This is a genomic window from Pseudonocardia hierapolitana (assembly GCF_007994075.1).
Taxonomy (GTDB): Bacteria; Actinomycetota; Actinomycetes; order Mycobacteriales; family Pseudonocardiaceae; genus Pseudonocardia; species Pseudonocardia hierapolitana.
Genome location: NZ_VIWU01000001.1, coordinates 2,643,295 through 2,658,882 on the forward strand (window position 1 = coordinate 2,643,295; position 15,588 = coordinate 2,658,882).

The 15,588-nt window shown below is 70.8% G+C and carries 15 protein-coding genes; 1 reads left to right on the forward strand and 14 read right to left on the reverse strand.

Annotated elements, in window-relative coordinates:
* Positions 1 to 25: 25 nt before the first annotated feature.
* From FHX44_RS12540 to FHX44_RS12595, 12 genes are all read right to left on the reverse strand, one after another.
* A complete protein-coding gene (locus FHX44_RS12540) occupies positions 26 to 805 on the reverse strand; it encodes an ABC transporter ATP-binding protein (protein ID WP_147255961.1) in 780 nt (259 codons plus the stop codon).
* A 27-nt stretch (positions 806 to 832) separates the two neighbouring features.
* Positions 833 to 1,945: a FecCD family ABC transporter permease gene (locus tag FHX44_RS12545; protein ID WP_147255962.1), complete on the reverse strand. Its 1,113-nt coding sequence runs from the start codon at positions 1,943 to 1,945 to the stop codon at positions 833 to 835.
* Positions 1,946 to 1,974: 29 nt separating this feature from the next.
* Positions 1,975 to 3,255, reverse strand: a complete 1,281-nt coding sequence (locus FHX44_RS12550) for an MFS transporter (RefSeq protein WP_147255963.1) — start codon at positions 3,253 to 3,255, stop codon at positions 1,975 to 1,977.
* The gene (locus FHX44_RS12555) at positions 3,252 to 4,550 is read right to left on the reverse strand and encodes an opine metallophore biosynthesis dehydrogenase (RefSeq protein WP_147255964.1); all 1,299 of its coding nucleotides are present in this window, start codon (positions 4,548 to 4,550) and stop codon (positions 3,252 to 3,254) included. Before FHX44_RS12555 ends, FHX44_RS12550 begins: the two co-directional genes overlap by 4 nt.
* A gap of 31 nt (positions 4,551 to 4,581) precedes the next feature.
* Positions 4,582 to 5,400 (reverse strand): class I SAM-dependent methyltransferase, encoded by an 819-nt coding sequence (locus FHX44_RS12560; protein WP_147255965.1) that lies wholly within the window; start codon positions 5,398 to 5,400, stop codon positions 4,582 to 4,584.
* Positions 5,393 to 6,214 (reverse strand): histidine racemase CntK family protein, encoded by an 822-nt coding sequence (locus FHX44_RS12565; protein ID WP_147255966.1) that lies wholly within the window; start codon positions 6,212 to 6,214, stop codon positions 5,393 to 5,395. Before FHX44_RS12565 ends, FHX44_RS12560 begins: the two co-directional genes overlap by 8 nt.
* Positions 6,215 to 6,228: 14 nt before the next feature.
* Complete coding sequence (locus FHX44_RS12570) at positions 6,229 to 7,218, reverse strand: ABC transporter substrate-binding protein (RefSeq protein ID WP_147255967.1); 990 nt, start codon at positions 7,216 to 7,218, stop codon at positions 6,229 to 6,231.
* Positions 7,219 to 7,613: 395 nt separating this feature from the next.
* Positions 7,614 to 8,669, reverse strand: a complete 1,056-nt coding sequence (locus FHX44_RS12575) for a tryptophanase (protein WP_147255968.1) — start codon at positions 8,667 to 8,669, stop codon at positions 7,614 to 7,616.
* A gap of 364 nt (positions 8,670 to 9,033) precedes the next feature.
* Complete coding sequence (locus tag FHX44_RS12580) at positions 9,034 to 11,436, reverse strand: ATP-binding cassette domain-containing protein (RefSeq protein ID WP_147255969.1); 2,403 nt, start codon at positions 11,434 to 11,436, stop codon at positions 9,034 to 9,036.
* 31 nt (positions 11,437 to 11,467) lie between these two features.
* Entirely contained in the window at positions 11,468 to 11,674 is a 207-nt protein-coding gene (locus FHX44_RS12585; protein ID WP_147255970.1) for a hypothetical protein, read from the reverse strand.
* Positions 11,675 to 11,676: 2 nt separating this feature from the next.
* Complete coding sequence (locus tag FHX44_RS12590; RefSeq protein WP_170308888.1) at positions 11,677 to 12,099, reverse strand: VOC family protein; 423 nt, start codon at positions 12,097 to 12,099, stop codon at positions 11,677 to 11,679.
* A 5-nt stretch (positions 12,100 to 12,104) separates the two neighbouring features.
* Positions 12,105 to 12,554, reverse strand: a complete 450-nt coding sequence (locus FHX44_RS12595; RefSeq protein ID WP_147255972.1) for a helix-turn-helix transcriptional regulator — start codon at positions 12,552 to 12,554, stop codon at positions 12,105 to 12,107.
* An 83-nt stretch (positions 12,555 to 12,637) separates the two neighbouring features.
* On the opposite strand from FHX44_RS12595, the gene FHX44_RS12600 reads away from it, so the two are divergent.
* Positions 12,638 to 13,633, forward strand: coding sequence for a CobW family GTP-binding protein (locus tag FHX44_RS12600; RefSeq protein ID WP_212612439.1), 996 nt, complete (start codon positions 12,638 to 12,640; stop codon positions 13,631 to 13,633).
* Positions 13,634 to 13,883: 250 nt separating this feature from the next.
* On the opposite strand, the gene FHX44_RS12605 is transcribed toward FHX44_RS12600, so the two are convergent.
* Entirely contained in the window at positions 13,884 to 14,753 is an 870-nt protein-coding gene (locus FHX44_RS12605) for an alpha/beta fold hydrolase (RefSeq protein WP_147255973.1), read from the reverse strand.
* Positions 14,754 to 14,804: 51 nt separating this feature from the next.
* A complete protein-coding gene (locus FHX44_RS12610) occupies positions 14,805 to 15,548 on the reverse strand; it encodes an SDR family oxidoreductase (RefSeq protein ID WP_147255974.1) in 744 nt (247 codons plus the stop codon).
* Between the last annotated feature and the right edge of the window lie 40 nt (positions 15,549 to 15,588).

The window sequence follows — 15,588 nt, forward strand, 5'->3', positions numbered from 1 at the left end:
ATCCCCGAGCGGTGCCAGCGCGGCGCTAGCTCGGACACGGTCCTGGCTCGTCGATCGGGCTGAAGATCAGTTGCAGGCAGCCGCCGCCGTAGACGCGCTCGACCTGCATCCCGTACACCGCTCGCACCGCCTCGACGGTGAGGACCTGCTCCGGCGATCCGGTGCCGACGACCCGGCCGCGGTCGAGCAGGACGAGTGCGTCGCAGTAGCGGGCGGCGAGGTTGAGGTCGTGCAGGACGACCACTGTGGCGACCGGCAGCCGGCTGACCAGGCGCAGGATCTCGTGCTGGTAGCGGATGTCGAGGTGGTTGGTCGGTTCGTCGAGGAGCAGGTGCTCGGCCTGCTGGGCCAGCGTCCGCGCGACCAGGACCCGCTGCCTCTCCCCGCCGGACAGCGTGGCGTACCGGCGGTCCGCCAGGTGGCGAGCGCCCACGCGGCTCAGGGCGGCGGCCACTGCGCGGTGGTCCTCGCGGGTGAACGGGGCGAAGGCCCGGCGATGCGGGGAACGGCCGAGCAGCACCATGTCCGCGACGGTGATCGGCAGATCCGACGGTGTCTCCTGGGCGACCACCGCCAGCCGTCGGGCGAGATCCGGTCCGCTCAGCGTCGCGACCGGGTCGTCGTCGACGGTGACCAGACCGGCACGCGGTCGCAGGGCCGCGTACAGGGTCCGCAGGAACGTGGTCTTCCCGCTACCGTTCGGCCCGATCAGCCCGACCACCTCGCCCGGCCCGGCGCGCAGCCCGACGCCGTCGATCACCAGTGTGCCGTCGTAGGCGAAGGAGACATCGGTTGCGGCGATCATCTTCGGGTGCCCATCGGGTGGTAGGGGTCAGCGGGTCGGGTCGAGCCGGCGGACCAGCAGGAACAGCAGCGGCGCCCCGGCCAGCGCGGTGACGATGCCCAGCGGGAGCTCCTGCGGGACCAGTGCGATCCGCGCGAGCACGTCGGCCCAGACGAGGAAGGTCGCGCCCAGCAGAGCGGCGACGGGAAGCAGGCGGCGGTGGGCGGTGCCGACGCACAGCCGGGCGACGTGCGGGATGATCAAGCCCACGAACCCGATCCCGCCGGACGCCGCCACGAGGGCTCCGACGCAGAGCGCGACCACGATCATGGAGCGGGCGCGCAGCCGGGTCGGGGAGATCCCGAGCGACTGCGCGGTGTTGTCACCGATCGACAGGGCGTCCAGGTGACGCGCCCAGGCCATCAGCAGGACCAGCGAGGCCGCCACGACCGCCGTGGTGACCAGGGCGGACCCGCCGCTGGCCAGCGTCAGCGAGCCGAGGATCCAGAACAGCACGGCGCGGCCTGCGTCCGGATCGTCCGAGGCGAAGATCAGGAACGAGGTCATCGCGTGGAGCACGTAGCCGATCGAGACACCGGCGAGGACCAGCCTGGTCGAGGTCATCTGGCCGCCGACGCGGGCGAGCAGGAACACCCCTGCCCCCGCCAGCAGTGCACCGACGAACGCGCTGGCGGCCAGTGAGCTCGTGCCGATCCCGGCGCCGAGCCCGAAGAGGATCGACGCGGCCGCCAGCGTCGAGGCCCCGGAGGTCACCCCCAGCAGGTAGGGCTCGGCCAGCATGTTGCGGGTCATGGCCTGCAGCACGACCCCGGCGATCGCCAGGCCGGCTCCCACGACGGCACCCAGCAGCACGCGTGGCACGCGCAGCAGCCAGACGATGGCGTCCTGGGCCGGGGTCCAGGTGACCTCATGCGGAATGCCGATCAGCGGGCGGCTCACGATCCGGGCCACCGTGTCCAGCCCGATGCCGACCGGCCCGATACCCACCGCGGCCGGCAACGAGAGCAGCAGCACGAGGGTCAGCGCCCCGACCCACATCCGGGTGTGCCGCCGCCGCCGGTTGTGGTCGAGGTCGTCGATCTCGGGGGGATCCTCCGCGGGCGGGGCCGCATCCGACTTCACACCGACGGGGTGCGTCATGTCGTCCTCTCGGTCGGGTCGCGTCGTGATCACCGGGTGTGGGAGCGGAGCGTCAGCGCGGCACCCAGGGCGAGCAGGGTGAACAGCCCGAAGACGGTGGCGGCGCCCAGGTAGCCCCCTGCTGCCAGCGCCGCGCCCCCGACCGCCGCGCCGAGGAACAGGGCCAGGCTCATGCCGGAGGAGTTGAGGCTCAGGGCCGTCCCCCGCACCGCGCCGCAACGGCGCACCAGCAGGGTCACCACCGCCGCCGCGATCACCGCGTGGCTCGCCGACAGTGCCGCGGTGGCGAGCAGCGTCACCCACAGCACCGGCGCCATGTACACGGCGAACAGTGCGACCAGCGCCGTCAGCAGGCTGATGCGCATCGCGCGGTGCGCCCGCTCGTCGGATTCCGTGGTGTTCACCAGCCGGCCTGCGACCAGGTGGCCGATGAAGAACGACCCCCCGCTGAGGGTCCACACGAATGCGAACGCTCCGGGCGCCAGGCCGAACTCGTCGGTGTAGAACGGGGCCAGGAACGCCAGGTGACCCATGAAGGCGCCGGTTCGCCCGAACGCCACCAGGAGCAGCGGGCGCGCACCCGGCACCGCGGCCAGCATGCGGAAGGCTGCGAAGTACCCGGGGCGCTTCTCGCCGGTGACGTGGGCCTCGCGGCCGTAGCGGAGCAGAACCGGCGTCAGCAGCAACGCCACCACCGCGATCGCGATCAGGTCTCCCTGCCAGCCCCACCACAGCGCGGGGAACGCGATCAGCGGCGCGGCCAGCGTCGCGGCCAGCGTCTGGGTCGTCATCACCAGCGTCGCGGCCCGGCCGGCGGCCGGGCCGGTCCCGAACCGATCCGCGGCCGCCGTGGACAGAGCCGGGTAGAGCGCCGAGTTCGACACGCCGATCAGGAGGCAGAACGCGGCCAGGGCGGGGATCCAGGCCAGCGTTCCGACGACGGACGCCGCCGCGAGCAACACCAGCGCCCCGGCGGCCACCCGGCCCGGCGCGATCCGCCCGATCAGCGGCGCCACCGCGATGCCCACCAGCACGGCGCCGACGCCACCCAGACCGCGCAGCGCGCCGACGGCCGCGTCGCCCTCGCCGGTGGCGTCGGCGATCGACACCAGGAAGGTGCTGAACACCGTGAACGGCAGGAGGCCCACCACGGAGGCGAGCAGCGCCGGCCAGATCGCGCCCGCGATCCGCCGGTCGCTGGGCAGCGGCTCGGCCGGCGCCCCGGTCCTCGTCGTCGGGGTCGTGTTCTCGGTGGTGCGGACGGCGTGGTCGCGCTGCGTGCCCTCGCCCGGTTCCCGATGGTCGTTCATTGCGCTCCCGCAATCTCCGTGCGGATCATGCTCAGGTCGTCCTCGAAGTCCTGCACCAGGAAGGCGTCGGAGAACCGCTCGCCTGCGCGCGCCCGGGTCGCGGCCGTGACCTTCTCCTCGTAGCTGGTCAGGAGCTTGTCGATCGTCGGGCACGGCGATCCCAGGTGGCGCGCCACGCCTTGGATGATCTTCGTGCGGTAGTAGTCCTCCTTCGGCATCCTCGGGACGTCCCACCGCCCCGCGCTGTCGACGAAGACCGGGCGGATGGGGATCGCCGAGAAGTCGAAGTACCGCCCGTTCTCATCCGGCTCGGAGAACGGGTCGACCAGCAGCGAGGCGTACCGCACGTACACCAGGTACTCCTGGTGGATCACGGGTAGCTGTTCGAATCGGTCGATGTCCTCCGGGCGCACGCTCTCCGGGCGCACGGGATAGCTGTCCTCGACCATGAACCGGAGCAGGTTGACCCCCGTGCCCCCCATCTTCACGACGAGGGCGGTCAGCTCCTTCCACAGCGCGACCATGTCGCGGATCAACAACGGCGTGATCGGACCTTCGGGGAACAGCTTGTAGACGTACTTGGTGGGCTCGGACTCGAGGAACACCGCGTTCAACGACAGTTCGTTCATGAACAGCGGCGGGTGGACGTACAACGAGATGTTCCTGCTCTCCGCCTCAACCGGGCGGTCCATGACGTCCACCGCGATGCCGAGCCGCTCGTGCAGCCCGCACAGCCCGTCGACACCGCCCGATCGGCCGTGACTCGAACCCAGGTACAACCTCCTCTTGACCCCGGCGGTCAACACGTGGTGGGACGGAGATCCGTCCCACCAGCGCGTGTCGCCCAGGTAGCTGGAGAAGCTGACCACCTCGGCGTTCGCCCCCCGCCTCCGCAGGTAGTTCCGCACGAGGCTGTTGGAGCCGAAGGTGGGCGAGACCAGGACGACGCATCCGAGGTGCTGCAGGACGCGGCGATCCAGCCGGTCCAGCACCGCGACGTACGCGTCGGCGGTGACCGTCAGGACGAGGGTGCGCCATTCCCCGGTGACGCTCTCGTAGCACCGGAAGACCTCGTCGACCCCGCATTCCCCGGCCAGCTCGCGGTGCGTGCTGTTCTGGACGTCCACCCGGAGGATGCCGCCGCTCTGCGCCAGCGCCGAGAAGAACGTCTCCGAACGGTGGGACTCCCTCCCCGCGATGCCGACCGCGCGCCCCAGACGGTTCTTCATCAGGACGGCCGACTGCACGGACGTCGGTCCGGTTCCGGCGATCAGGACTCGCCCGAAATCGTTCATCTGCCACCTTGTCGATGAGCCTGCAAACCGTTCACGCCTTCACGTAGAGGGCGATGTCGAACACCTGCTCCGGGCGGCGGATCGTCTCGACCAGCCGCCACTTCCGCTGATCGACCTGCTGCATCGGGAAGTTGAAGAGCGACTTCAAGCGATCGCCGAACCTCATCGCCACGACGACCTCGTCGCGGGTCAGGGCGTGCAGCAGATCCAGCAGGTCGTACTTCGCCTCGACGGTCGAGCTGAAGATGACGTGGGTCGCCTCGCCCGTGAACGGGAGTGCCTCCACGGGGACGTGCTCCAGCGTGATGTCGAGGCCGCCCCCCAGGCGCTGCACGACCCGCCGTCCGAGCTCGACGGCCTCCACGTCGATGTCGACACCGACCACGCCGGCCCCGATGCGCTCAGCGAGGTGGAGCGGCGTCATCGGGAACGACCCGGAGCCGACGAGCAGCACCTTGGACGCCGAGGTGAGCTCGAAGGCACCGAACTCCTGCTCGATGCAGGACTCGACGTTGTCGAAGTAGCCGGCCGACCGGGCGCGACCGTCCAGCAGGTCGAGCGCGCGGTACTTCTCCATGACGGCGGCGCAGCGTGCGGACTCCGTACGCAGACCGGCCACCAGGTCGGCGAAGTCGGCAGACCCCTCTCGTTCGAGAGCGGTGAACGGACCCTGGTTGTGCTCGTCGGTCACGAAGGCCGAGTACTCGCCCATGAGCTGCTCGAGCTCCGCGGCACGGCGGGTCGATCCGTCGTAGCCCTGCGCGAGCGCGCTGAACCGCCGTCGGTAGTCGGTCAACGCCAGGAGCAGTTCCCGCCCCTCGCCCTGCGGAGCCCGGGACGCGTCACGCATGGACGTACGCCTTCCCCTCGGCCACGATCCGGACCGATCCGGCGACCGTGAGCTCGGCCAACCTGCCGTGCTCGCAGTTCGCCGTCACGCGCATCGTCCCGCCGGGCTGGGTCACGTCCGTCGCGATGGGGCCCCGCTGCTTCAGCGCCAGGTACGCCCCGAGCGACCCCGTACCGGAACCGCAGCTCCGCTCCCACACCATGCAGTCGAGGGACGGGATGTGCACGAGCGGGGTCAGCCTCTTGCGGCGCGACTCGTACACCATGACCCCGATCAGCGGAACGCTCCAGGACTCCCCCAGCCGCAGCGCCGTCGCCTGCGCCCGGTCCCTGGTCTCCTGGTCGACCCGATCGGCCTCGATGACGACGTGCAGCGCGTCCTCGTACAGGACGAGCGCCGACCCGGCATCGGCCGTCCACGGCTGCACCCGTCGCGGTAGCGGCACCGCGAGCTCGCAGAAGTAGTCCGGATGCCGGCGCTCGACCCGGCACCTGACGACGTCCTCCGCCCCCGACGACTCCAGTAGGACATCCGTCGGGCCGGTGGCGCCCATGCCCTCCTCGGACGCGCTCACGGCGGCGAGCGCCATGCAGGCGTTGCCGCAGAACTCGCCGGCGGCCATGCGCAGGCCGGCGTCCGCGCCGGGCGACGTCGGCTTCCGGACGAACCCGACCTGCTCGGCGTGCACGTGCCCGGCCGACATGATCGCCGTCGCGATGCCCCGGTACTCCTCGACCGGATGCTCCGACCTGACCAGCAGGGTCATGTTCTGCGTCGGGCTCACCTTGACGAAGTCGATCTCCCTGGTGCTCACCGACCTTCCCCCGGTCACGCACCGGCGATCTGGTCGGCCAGCAACTCGAGCCCGTCCACGGCGAGCGGGCTCGCCGAGGTGTAGAAGTAGTTCAGCGGCAGCAACGCCCGGTCATCGGCCATGGCGCCGAGGCCGGCCAGCTCCGGCCGACCACGCAACTCCGCCACCACGTCGCTCTCCGACTCGAGCGCAGAAGACCCGGTCGGGACGTACATCGCGAACACCAGATCCGGAGCCGAGCTCACGATCTCCTCCGAGTTCGGCTCGAAGTAGCGCTTCTGCACGTCGTCGAACACGTTGGCCAGCCCCAGCACCCGCATCTGCTCCGACACCAGCGCCTGACCCCCATAGGCCCCGAGCGGACCATCCGCGGTCACGTACAGCGGGATCGCGCTCCGTCCGGACCGGCCCGCCGTCCGCTCCTCGACCGCTGCGACCCGCTCCCGCAGACCCTCGATCGCCTTCGCCGCGACCTGCTCGGTCCCGAAGAGCCGTCCGTAGGCCTCGATGTCGCGGTAGATCAACTCGAACTCGGACAGCCCCTCCACCGAGGCGGCGTTCACCGCGCAGTAACCGCTCACCGTCAACAGCTGCACCCCGGCCTGGGCGAGCCGGTCGGCGAGCGCGTTGATGTCGGTCGCCGACGAGATGTCCGTACCGATCGCGACGTCCGCTCCCGTGCCGACGATCGTCTCGAACGACAGGTCGTGCGAGTCCTCCAGAACCCGCTCCGCCCGCTCCACCACGGGGCGCACCTCGGCACCGAAGGGCGCCTCCAGAGTCCCGGCGTAGTGCGTCACCGCAGCACCCGCTCCCGCTGCGACCAACAGTCCCGGCGCCTCAGATCCGATCGCCAGCACCCGCTCCGGCGACGTGTCGAAGACGACCTCCCGCCCGCAGCTGTCCACCACGATCGAACCGGTGCCGCGCTCCGGGCCGGCCCCGCACCCGGCGACCAGCACCACTCCCACCACAACAGCGACACCGGACCGGAAACGCCCCATCAGACCAGCTCTCCACTCTCGTCCACGCGTAGACGGCCCGGGCCGACCCCGAGGCCCGTACCGATCAGGGAAGGTCTCGTTCCGCCCGGCACCGACGCGGGCGCTCCACGCATCGGCCTGGCTGCCGCGTGCCGACGCTCATGGGAAGCTCTCGCTACGTCGCCAGCATCGAGTTGAAACCTTCCACGAACGTAGGTGGAACGAAAACCATTGTCAACAAGTTGTGGAGCGCCCTGCGGCCGCCCACGACCTGCGCGACGACGGGCCGAGGTCTAGGCCTGTCCGATCAGGTCATCCGGACCGATCCGCGAGTCCGTCCTCGACCCGTGGAACCGGCTCCAGCACAGCGGTGAAGTGGCGCAGTGCCGGCGAGTCCCCCACGATCCGGTAGCCCGTCAGTTCGTCGGCCATCCGGCCCACCTCGACCGCGGTCTCCACCAGCAACTCCAGGTGGGATCGGATGTAGACCCGGCGCGGCAGTGCCAGCCGCACAGCTCGTGTGGCACTGACCCACCACCCGAACCGAGCAGGAGGCTGCCGAACTCCACGGCCCGGATGCCGCCCTCCAGGTAGAGGGCACACGACCACGCGTGGCCCGGGAACCGGTCCGCGGGAACGTGCGGGAGGATCTCGCCGGCCCGGACGTACACCGCATGGCAGCCGGCCGGCTGGACCACCGGCACTCCGGCCTTGTGCAAGGTCTCGGCGAACCAGCGCGCCGTGTCTGCGCGATCCGCCAGGTACCGGGAGTCGGTGACCTCGGTCAGCCCCTGGGCCAGCGCCTCCAGGTCGCGCCCGGCGAGGCCGCCGTAGGTGGAGAACCCCTCGTTCAGGATCACCTCCTGGCGGAACCGCCGGGCGAGGTCGGCGTTCTCCCGCACGCCGATGACGCCGCCGATGTTGGCCAGCCCGTCCTTCTTGAGGCTGGCCCAGAAGATGTCGGCCAGGTCGAACATGGCCCGTGCGATGTCGATCGGTTCCCGGTGCCGGTGCTCCGGCTCCCGCTGCCGGATCAGCCAGGAGTTCTCCGCGAACCGGGACGCATCCAGCAGGAACGGGAGGTCGTGCTCGTCGCACACCGCCCGGACCCGGCGCAGGTTCTCCAGCGAGACCGGCTGGCCGCCCCCACCGTTGTTGGTCACCGTCATGACAACGGCCTTCACCCGGTGGCCATCGGGTCCGGCGAGCAGGTCCGCCCACGGACAGCGCCTCCGAACGGTCGGGCGTCGCCGCGGCCCATGGAGGCCGCGGTGCGGGTCGCAGGCGATCGGGCCCGCAGGCCCGGCACGTCGCCGTCCCCACCCTCGTCGTAACGAGCCCCGAGACTCTCCGGAGGGATCGCCGAGGATGCCGCGCCGCCGCACCCAACGTTCGCCGTTCTCCTTGATCACGACGTCGAAGGTGCGCGCGCAGGTCGACGGTCGAGCCGGGCCGTCGCTCGTCGGCGACATCGAAGCGGTCGTCCGGCCCGGCGGCCGACCCGCGTGCGTGGCCTGCTCGGCCAGTCAACCGGCAAGCTGCCCTCGCGGTCCTGATGGTGAGCACCGCCTCGGCCATCGCCTGCGAGTGGCTCCCTGGAGGATTTGGAGCGGCTCGTCGGCGGTGGCCGGCGACGGGCGGCGCCTCCGACCACCAGCACGAGCGCTGGCGTCGGCATGGACGGTCTCACGTGCTGCTTCCAGGCCGGTTCCACCGTGCTGCCGGAGTCCGATCATCGACGCGCCCGACCGGCGGCGGCGCCCCACGGCATCGACATGATCGTGCGCGGAACGCGGGGCGGCCCGCCACCGCCGTGACGGAGCTCGAGCGTTGGCCTCAGCCGCCCACGTACGCCGCGAGGTGCTCGCCGGTGAGGGTGGAGCGGGCGGTGACGAGGTCGGCGGGGGTGCCTTCGAACACGACCCGGCCACCGTCGTGCCCGGCACCGGGACCGAGGTCGATGATCCAGTCCGCGTGCGCCATGACCGCCTGGTGGTGCTCGATGACGATCACCGACTTGCCGGAGTCGACGAGCCGGTCGAGCAGGCCCAGCAGGTGCTCGACGTCGGCGAGGTGCAGGCCGGTTGTCGGCTCGTCGAGGACGTAGACGCCGCCCTTCTCCGCCATGTGGGTGGCCAGCTTGAGCCGCTGCCGCTCGCCGCCGGACAGGGTGGTGAGCGGCTGGCCGAGGTTGAGGTAGCCGAGGCCGACGTCGGCAAGCCGCTCGAGGACGGCGTGCGCGGCGGGGGTGCGCGCCTCGCCCGCACCGAAGAACGCCTCGGCCTCGGTCACCGGCATCGCGAGCACCTCGCTGATGTCCTTGCCGTTCTCACCGCCGCCGAGCTTGTACTCGAGCACCGACGCCTGGAACCGCTTCCCCTCGCACTCCTCGCAGATCGTGGAGACGGTTTCCATGAACCCCAGCTCGGTGTAGATCACACCCGCGCCGTTGCAGGCGGGGCAGGCGCCCTCGGAGTTGGCGCTGAACAGGGCCGGCTTCACGCCGTTGGCCTTCGCGAACGCCTTGCGGATCGGGTCGAGCAGGCCGGTGTACGTCGCCGGGTTGCTCCGGCGCGAGCCGCGGATCGCGCCCTGGTCGACCGTCACCACACCGTCGCGGCCGGACACCGAGCCGTGGATCAGCGAGCTCTTGCCCGATCCGGCCACACCGGTGACGACGACGAGCACGCCGAGCGGGATGTCCACATCCACGTTCTGCAGGTTGTGGGTGCCGGCGCCGCGCACCTCCAGCGCGCCGGACGGCTTCCGCACCGACGGCTTCAGGGCGGCGCGGTCGTCCAGGTGCCGGCCGGTGATCGTGCCGCTGGCCCGCAGCCCGTCGAGGGTGCCCTCGAAGACCACCTCACCACCCGCAGCGCCGGCGGCGGGCCCGAGGTCGACGACGTGGTCGGCGATCGCGATCGCCTCCGGCTTGTGCTCGACGACGAGCACCGTGTTGCCCTTGTCCCGCAGCTGCAGCAGGAGCTCGCGGAGTCTCCCGATGTCGTGGGGGTGCAGGCCGATCGTGGGCTCGTCGAACACGTAGGTGACGTCGGTGAGCGCGGATCCGAGGTGGCGGATCATCTTGACGCGCTGCGCCTCGCCACCCGACAGCGTGCCGGACGGGCGTTCGAGCGAGAGGTAGCCCAGCCCGATGTCGACGAACGAGTCGAGCGTCTCCCCCAGCGCCCCGAGCAGCGGCGCCGCCGACGGCTCGTCCAGCCCGCGCACCCATCCGGCGAGGTCGCGGATCTCCATCGCGCAGGCGTCGGCGATGCTGATCCCCTTGATCTTCGACGAGCGGGCCGCATCGTTGAGCCGGGTGCCGTCGCAGTCGGGACAGGTGGTGAACGTGGCGATCCGCTCGACGAACGCGCGGATGTGGGGCTGCAGCGAGTCGATGTCCTTCGACAGGTACGACTTCTGGATCTGCGGGATCAGGCCCGCGTACGTGAGGTTGACACCGTCGACCTTGATCTTCGTCGGCTCCTTGTACAGGAGGTCGTGCAGCTCCTTCTTCGTGAACTTGCGGATCGGCTTGTCCGGGTCGAAGTAGCCGCAGCCGCGGTAGATGCGCCCGTACCAGCCGTCCATGCTGTAGCCGGGGATCGTGAGCGCGCCCTCGTTGAGCGACATGCTGTCGTCGTACAGCTGGGTCAGATCGATGTCGGAGATGCTGCCCATGCCTTCGCAGCGCGGGCACATGCCGCCGTGGTACACGGCGCCACGCACGACGGTCCGCTCCCCCTTGCCCTTCTCCGTGACCATCGAGCCGCTCGCTCTGCGGGTCGGCACGTTGAACGAGTAGGCGATCGGGGGCCCGGCCTGGGGCCGACCGAGCCGGCTGAACAGGATCCGGAGCATCGCGTTGGCGTCGGTCACGGTGCCGACCGTGGAGCGGGGGTTGGCGCCGAGCCGCTCCTGGCCGACGACGATCGCCGTCGTCAGCCCGTCGAGCACGTCGACCTCGGGCCGGTCCAGCCTGGGCATGAAGCCCTGTACGAACGCGCTGTAGGTCTCGTTGATCAGCCGTTGCGACTCCGCGGCGATCGTGTCGAACACCAGCGAGCTCTTGCCCGACCCGGAGACGCCGGTGAACACCGTCAGCCTGCGCTTCGGGATCTCGACGCTGACGTCCTTGAGGTTGTTCACGCGCGCTCCGTGCACGCGGATCAGGTCGTGGCTGTCGGCGACGTGCAGCGCGGGCGTTTGCCTGTCGGCTCGCGTGGCCGTGGTCATCGGCTCTCCGTGTGGTGGATGGGGCGGGTGGTCAGCTCTCGGGCGCAGCGCGTCGCCTGGTGACGTACGGCAGGGCGAACATGTACAGACCGGTGAACATCAGCAGGAAGAGCGGCAGCAGCGGCACGTAGAACACCCAGAAGGGCAGGATCCCCGTCAGGGCGACGAAGCAGATGATCACGGTCAGCGTGAAGGCGATGGACAGCCAGCGGTGGAACTGCCGAATGGCCGAGCTCATGATCAACGCACCTCGAAGATGCGGATCATGTTGCCCGCCGGGTCGCGGAAGGCGCAGTCGCGCACACCCCACGGCTGGTCGGTCGGCTCCTGCACGACCTCGCCCTCGCCGTTCGACACGCCGGCCTGCAGCCGCTCGAAGGTGCTGTCGAGGTCCTTGGTGGCCAGGTTGATGCCGGCGTAGGTGCCCTTGGCCATCATCTCCGTGATGGTGCGGCGCTCCTCGTCGGTGATGCCGGGGTCGGCGGCGGGCGGGTGCAGCACGATCGACGTGTCGGGCTGGCCGGGCGGCCCGACCGTGATCCAGTGGAGCCCGCCGTACTCGACCTCCTTGCGCACTTCGAAGCCGAGGGTGTCGCGGTAGAAGGCCAGGGAGGCGGCCGGGTCGTTGTGCGGCAGGTAGGCGTGGTGAATGGTGAGGTCCATGGCGCTCACGCTAGGTGGGGTTCGAGAGCGCGTGCTTCTCGATTCCTGACCGGTCTGCTCACCTGCTTCACGACGCACGGCGGCATCCCGGCCATCTCGTCGGCGGCGTCCCGCCGGTAGACGCTCGGCGGCACGCCGACCAGCTCGGCGAACCGGGTGCTGAAGGTGCCCAGCGACGAGCAGCCGACCGCGAAGCAGACCTCCGTGACGCTGAGCTCGCCACGGCGCAGCAGCGCCATCGCGCGCTCGATGCGCCGGGTCATCAGGTACGAGTACGGCGACTCGCCGTACGCGGCGCGGAACTGGCGGCTGAGGTGCCCGGCCGACATGTTCACGCCGCTGGCCAGCGCATCGACGTTCAGCGGCTGCGCGTACTCCCGGTCGATCCGGTCACGGACCCGGCGCAGCCGCGCGAGGTCGCGCAGGCGCTCCGTCTCGGCGGATCTGGTGGTCACCTGCGAAATCGTGCCATGCCCGCCCGCAGCCATGCATGGACCGCTATTTGAAAACGATGTTCAACAAGGTTTGACTGTGGCGCGTGACAGACGACCGCATCCCGGTGACCGTCCTGACCGGCTTCCTCGGCTCGGGCAAGACCACCCTGCTCAACCGCATCCTCACCGAGCACCACGGCCGGCGGATCGCCGTGATCGAGAACGAGTTCGGCGAGGTCGGGGTGGACGACGCGCTCGTGCTCGACGCCGAGGAGGAGGTGTTCGAGATGAACAACGGGTGCATCTGCTGCACCGTGCGCGGCGACCTCATCCGGATCCTCGGCGCCCTGCTGCGCCGCAAGGACCGATTCGACGCAGTGCTCATCGAAACCACCGGTCTGGCTGATCCCGCCCCGGTCGCCCAGACCTTCTTCGTGGACGACGCGCTGCGCGCCCAACTGCGGCTCGACGCCATCGTCACGGTCGTGGACGCCAAGCACGTCCGCACGCACCTCGACGACGTCAAGCCCGAGGGGGTGGAGAACGAGGCGGTGGAACAGATCGCGTTCGCCGACCGCGTGGTGCTCAACAAGACCGATCTGGTGGGCCCTGCCGAGGTCGAGGAGATCACCCGCGAGATCAGGGCCATCAACGGCCACGTCGCAGTGCTGCCCGCCGTACGCGGCGACGTCGACCTCGCCGAGATCCTCGACGTCCACGCGTTCGACCTCGACGCCACCCTGATCACCGAGCCCGGCTTCCTCGACCCCGACGGCGAGCACCAGCACGACCAGAGCGTCACCAGCGTCGGGATCGACGCGGGCGGCGCCGTCGACGTCCCCCGGCTCAACACCTGGCTCGGCGCGCTGCTGGCCACACGCGGTCCGGACCTGTTCCGCAGCAAGGGCGTGCTCAACCTCGCCGACTCCGACCGCCGCTACGTCTTCCAGGGCGTGCACATGCTCCACGACGGCGACCTCGGCGCGCCGTGGCGTCCCGGCGAGTCGCGGCGCAACCGGATGGTGTTCATCGGGCGCAACCTCGACCGCGCCGAGCTCGAGGCGGGCTTCCGGTCCTGCCTCACCGGGGTGGCCCTGTGACCGGCTCGACCTGGGCGAACCGGTCATCGCCTGCAGGCCGCTGCCCGGCGGGATGGTCGTCGGCGGCTCGGAGGGCACCGTCCTCGTCGCCGGCCTCGACGGCGCGCCTCGGCTGCGACTGCGGCTGGAGGACTTCCTGCTCGGCATGTCCGTGAGCCCCGACGGCACGAGGCTGGCCGCCGGAGGCGGGGAGCGCGTCGCCGTGTGGGACCTCGCCGACGGGCATCTGCTGCGGGAGGACGGCGCACGATCACGGCCCGGTGTCGAGCACCTCCCGCAGCCTGCGGGCGAACGCCTCCGGCTGCCCGGGGTAGCCGAACTCGTCGCCCGCGAAGCCGCCGTGATGGCTCGGGAACACCGTGACCTCCTGGCCGAGCAGCTCGGCCGTGGCCACCGCGGTGCGCCCGGTGAAGGTGTTCCCGGTCTCCTCACCCACCGCGATCACGATCCGGGTCGGGGCGGCGGCGAGCGCGGGCACGTCGGGGCGGTAGCTGCTGACGGCCCAGGACCGGTCGGAGAGGAGCGGGTCGCCGCGGGTGCCGTCGTCCTCGGTCGGCAGCCCGTACGCGGCCGGGTCCGCCGCGGGCTGGGCGAAGTACTCCTCGGTGAACTCGCCCTGCCACGACGTCATCGCGATGAACGCGGCCATACCGGCGCCGAAGCCCTTGGCCTCGTACGCGTCCCGGAACCCGGCCCGCGCCCGCTCGGCGGCGGCCGCGTCCGGCAGGACCGGGATGAGCGGCGGCTCGTGCGCCACCAGAACGGTCACGTCGCCGGGATGGGCCGCCACGAGCGCGAGCGCGGTGATCGCTCCGCCGCTGCTCGCGAACACTTCGACGGGCCCGGCACCGAGCGCCTGGATCAGTGCGTGGACGTCGCCCGCCTGGACCTCGGGGTCGTGGTCGGTCCTGCCGTCCTTGCGCGTGCTGCGGCCGAGACCGCGCGGGTCGTAGGTCACCACCGTGCGATCCGGGAAGTGGGAGGCGAGCGTCGCGAAGCCGTCGGCCTGCATGGGCTGGCCGATCATGACGAGCGGCGGGCGGCCGCCGGCAGGTGGCAGCGGCCCGTGGACGTCGTGGACGAGGTCGACCTCTGGTGTCACGAGCGTGTGGGTGGTCATGCCCGATGAGACCGGGATCGGGTCCCGAACTCATCGGTCCTCGACACCCGGCTACACCGACTTGGTGAGCCACTCGTCGAACGTCGTCGGCGCGATGCGGGCGCCGTCGCCGGGCAGCAGCACGTCGCCGGCCATCGCCGGCCCGAAGATCCCCGACCACGTCGGCACCAGCTTGACCTCCCGGCCGCGCGCCTGATGGGTGCGCCGGGCCATGTCGACGAGGTCGTGCGGCTCCGGGCCCGCGACGTCGGCGTACCGGCCCCGCGGCTCACCCGTGACGATCTCGGCGAGGACGTCGGCGACGTCCGCGGGCGCGATCGGCTGCACGAGCAGCGGCGCGATCGGTGCGACTCCGTCCTGCTCGGTCCAGCCCGCGACCATCTCGGCGAAGTCGTGGAACTGCGTGACGGGCACGATCGTCCACGGCACGGGACCTTCGGACACCAGGCGTTCCTGCTCGCGCTTGCCTGCGTAGTGCGCGTTGCCCTCGACCCGCTGGATCCCGACGATCGAGAGCAGCACGTGGTGGCGCACGCCCGCCCGCTCCTCGGCGGCGAGCAGGTTCCGCGTGGTGGTGCCGAAGTACGCCACGACCTCGTCCGCGGTGGTCGAGGGGCCGTTGGTGGCGTCGACGACGGCCTCGACCCCGGCCAGCGCCGCGTCGAGTCCCTCGCCGGTGGTGAGGTCCACACCCAGCGAGCGGCTGATCCGCGCGACCTCGTGGCCGCCCCGCTCGAGCGCGGCGACGGTGAGTGCTCCGATGTTGCCGGTGGCACCGGCTACTGCGATCCGCATGTCGACACCGTATCTCGGACTAAATAGATCTGCAATATCG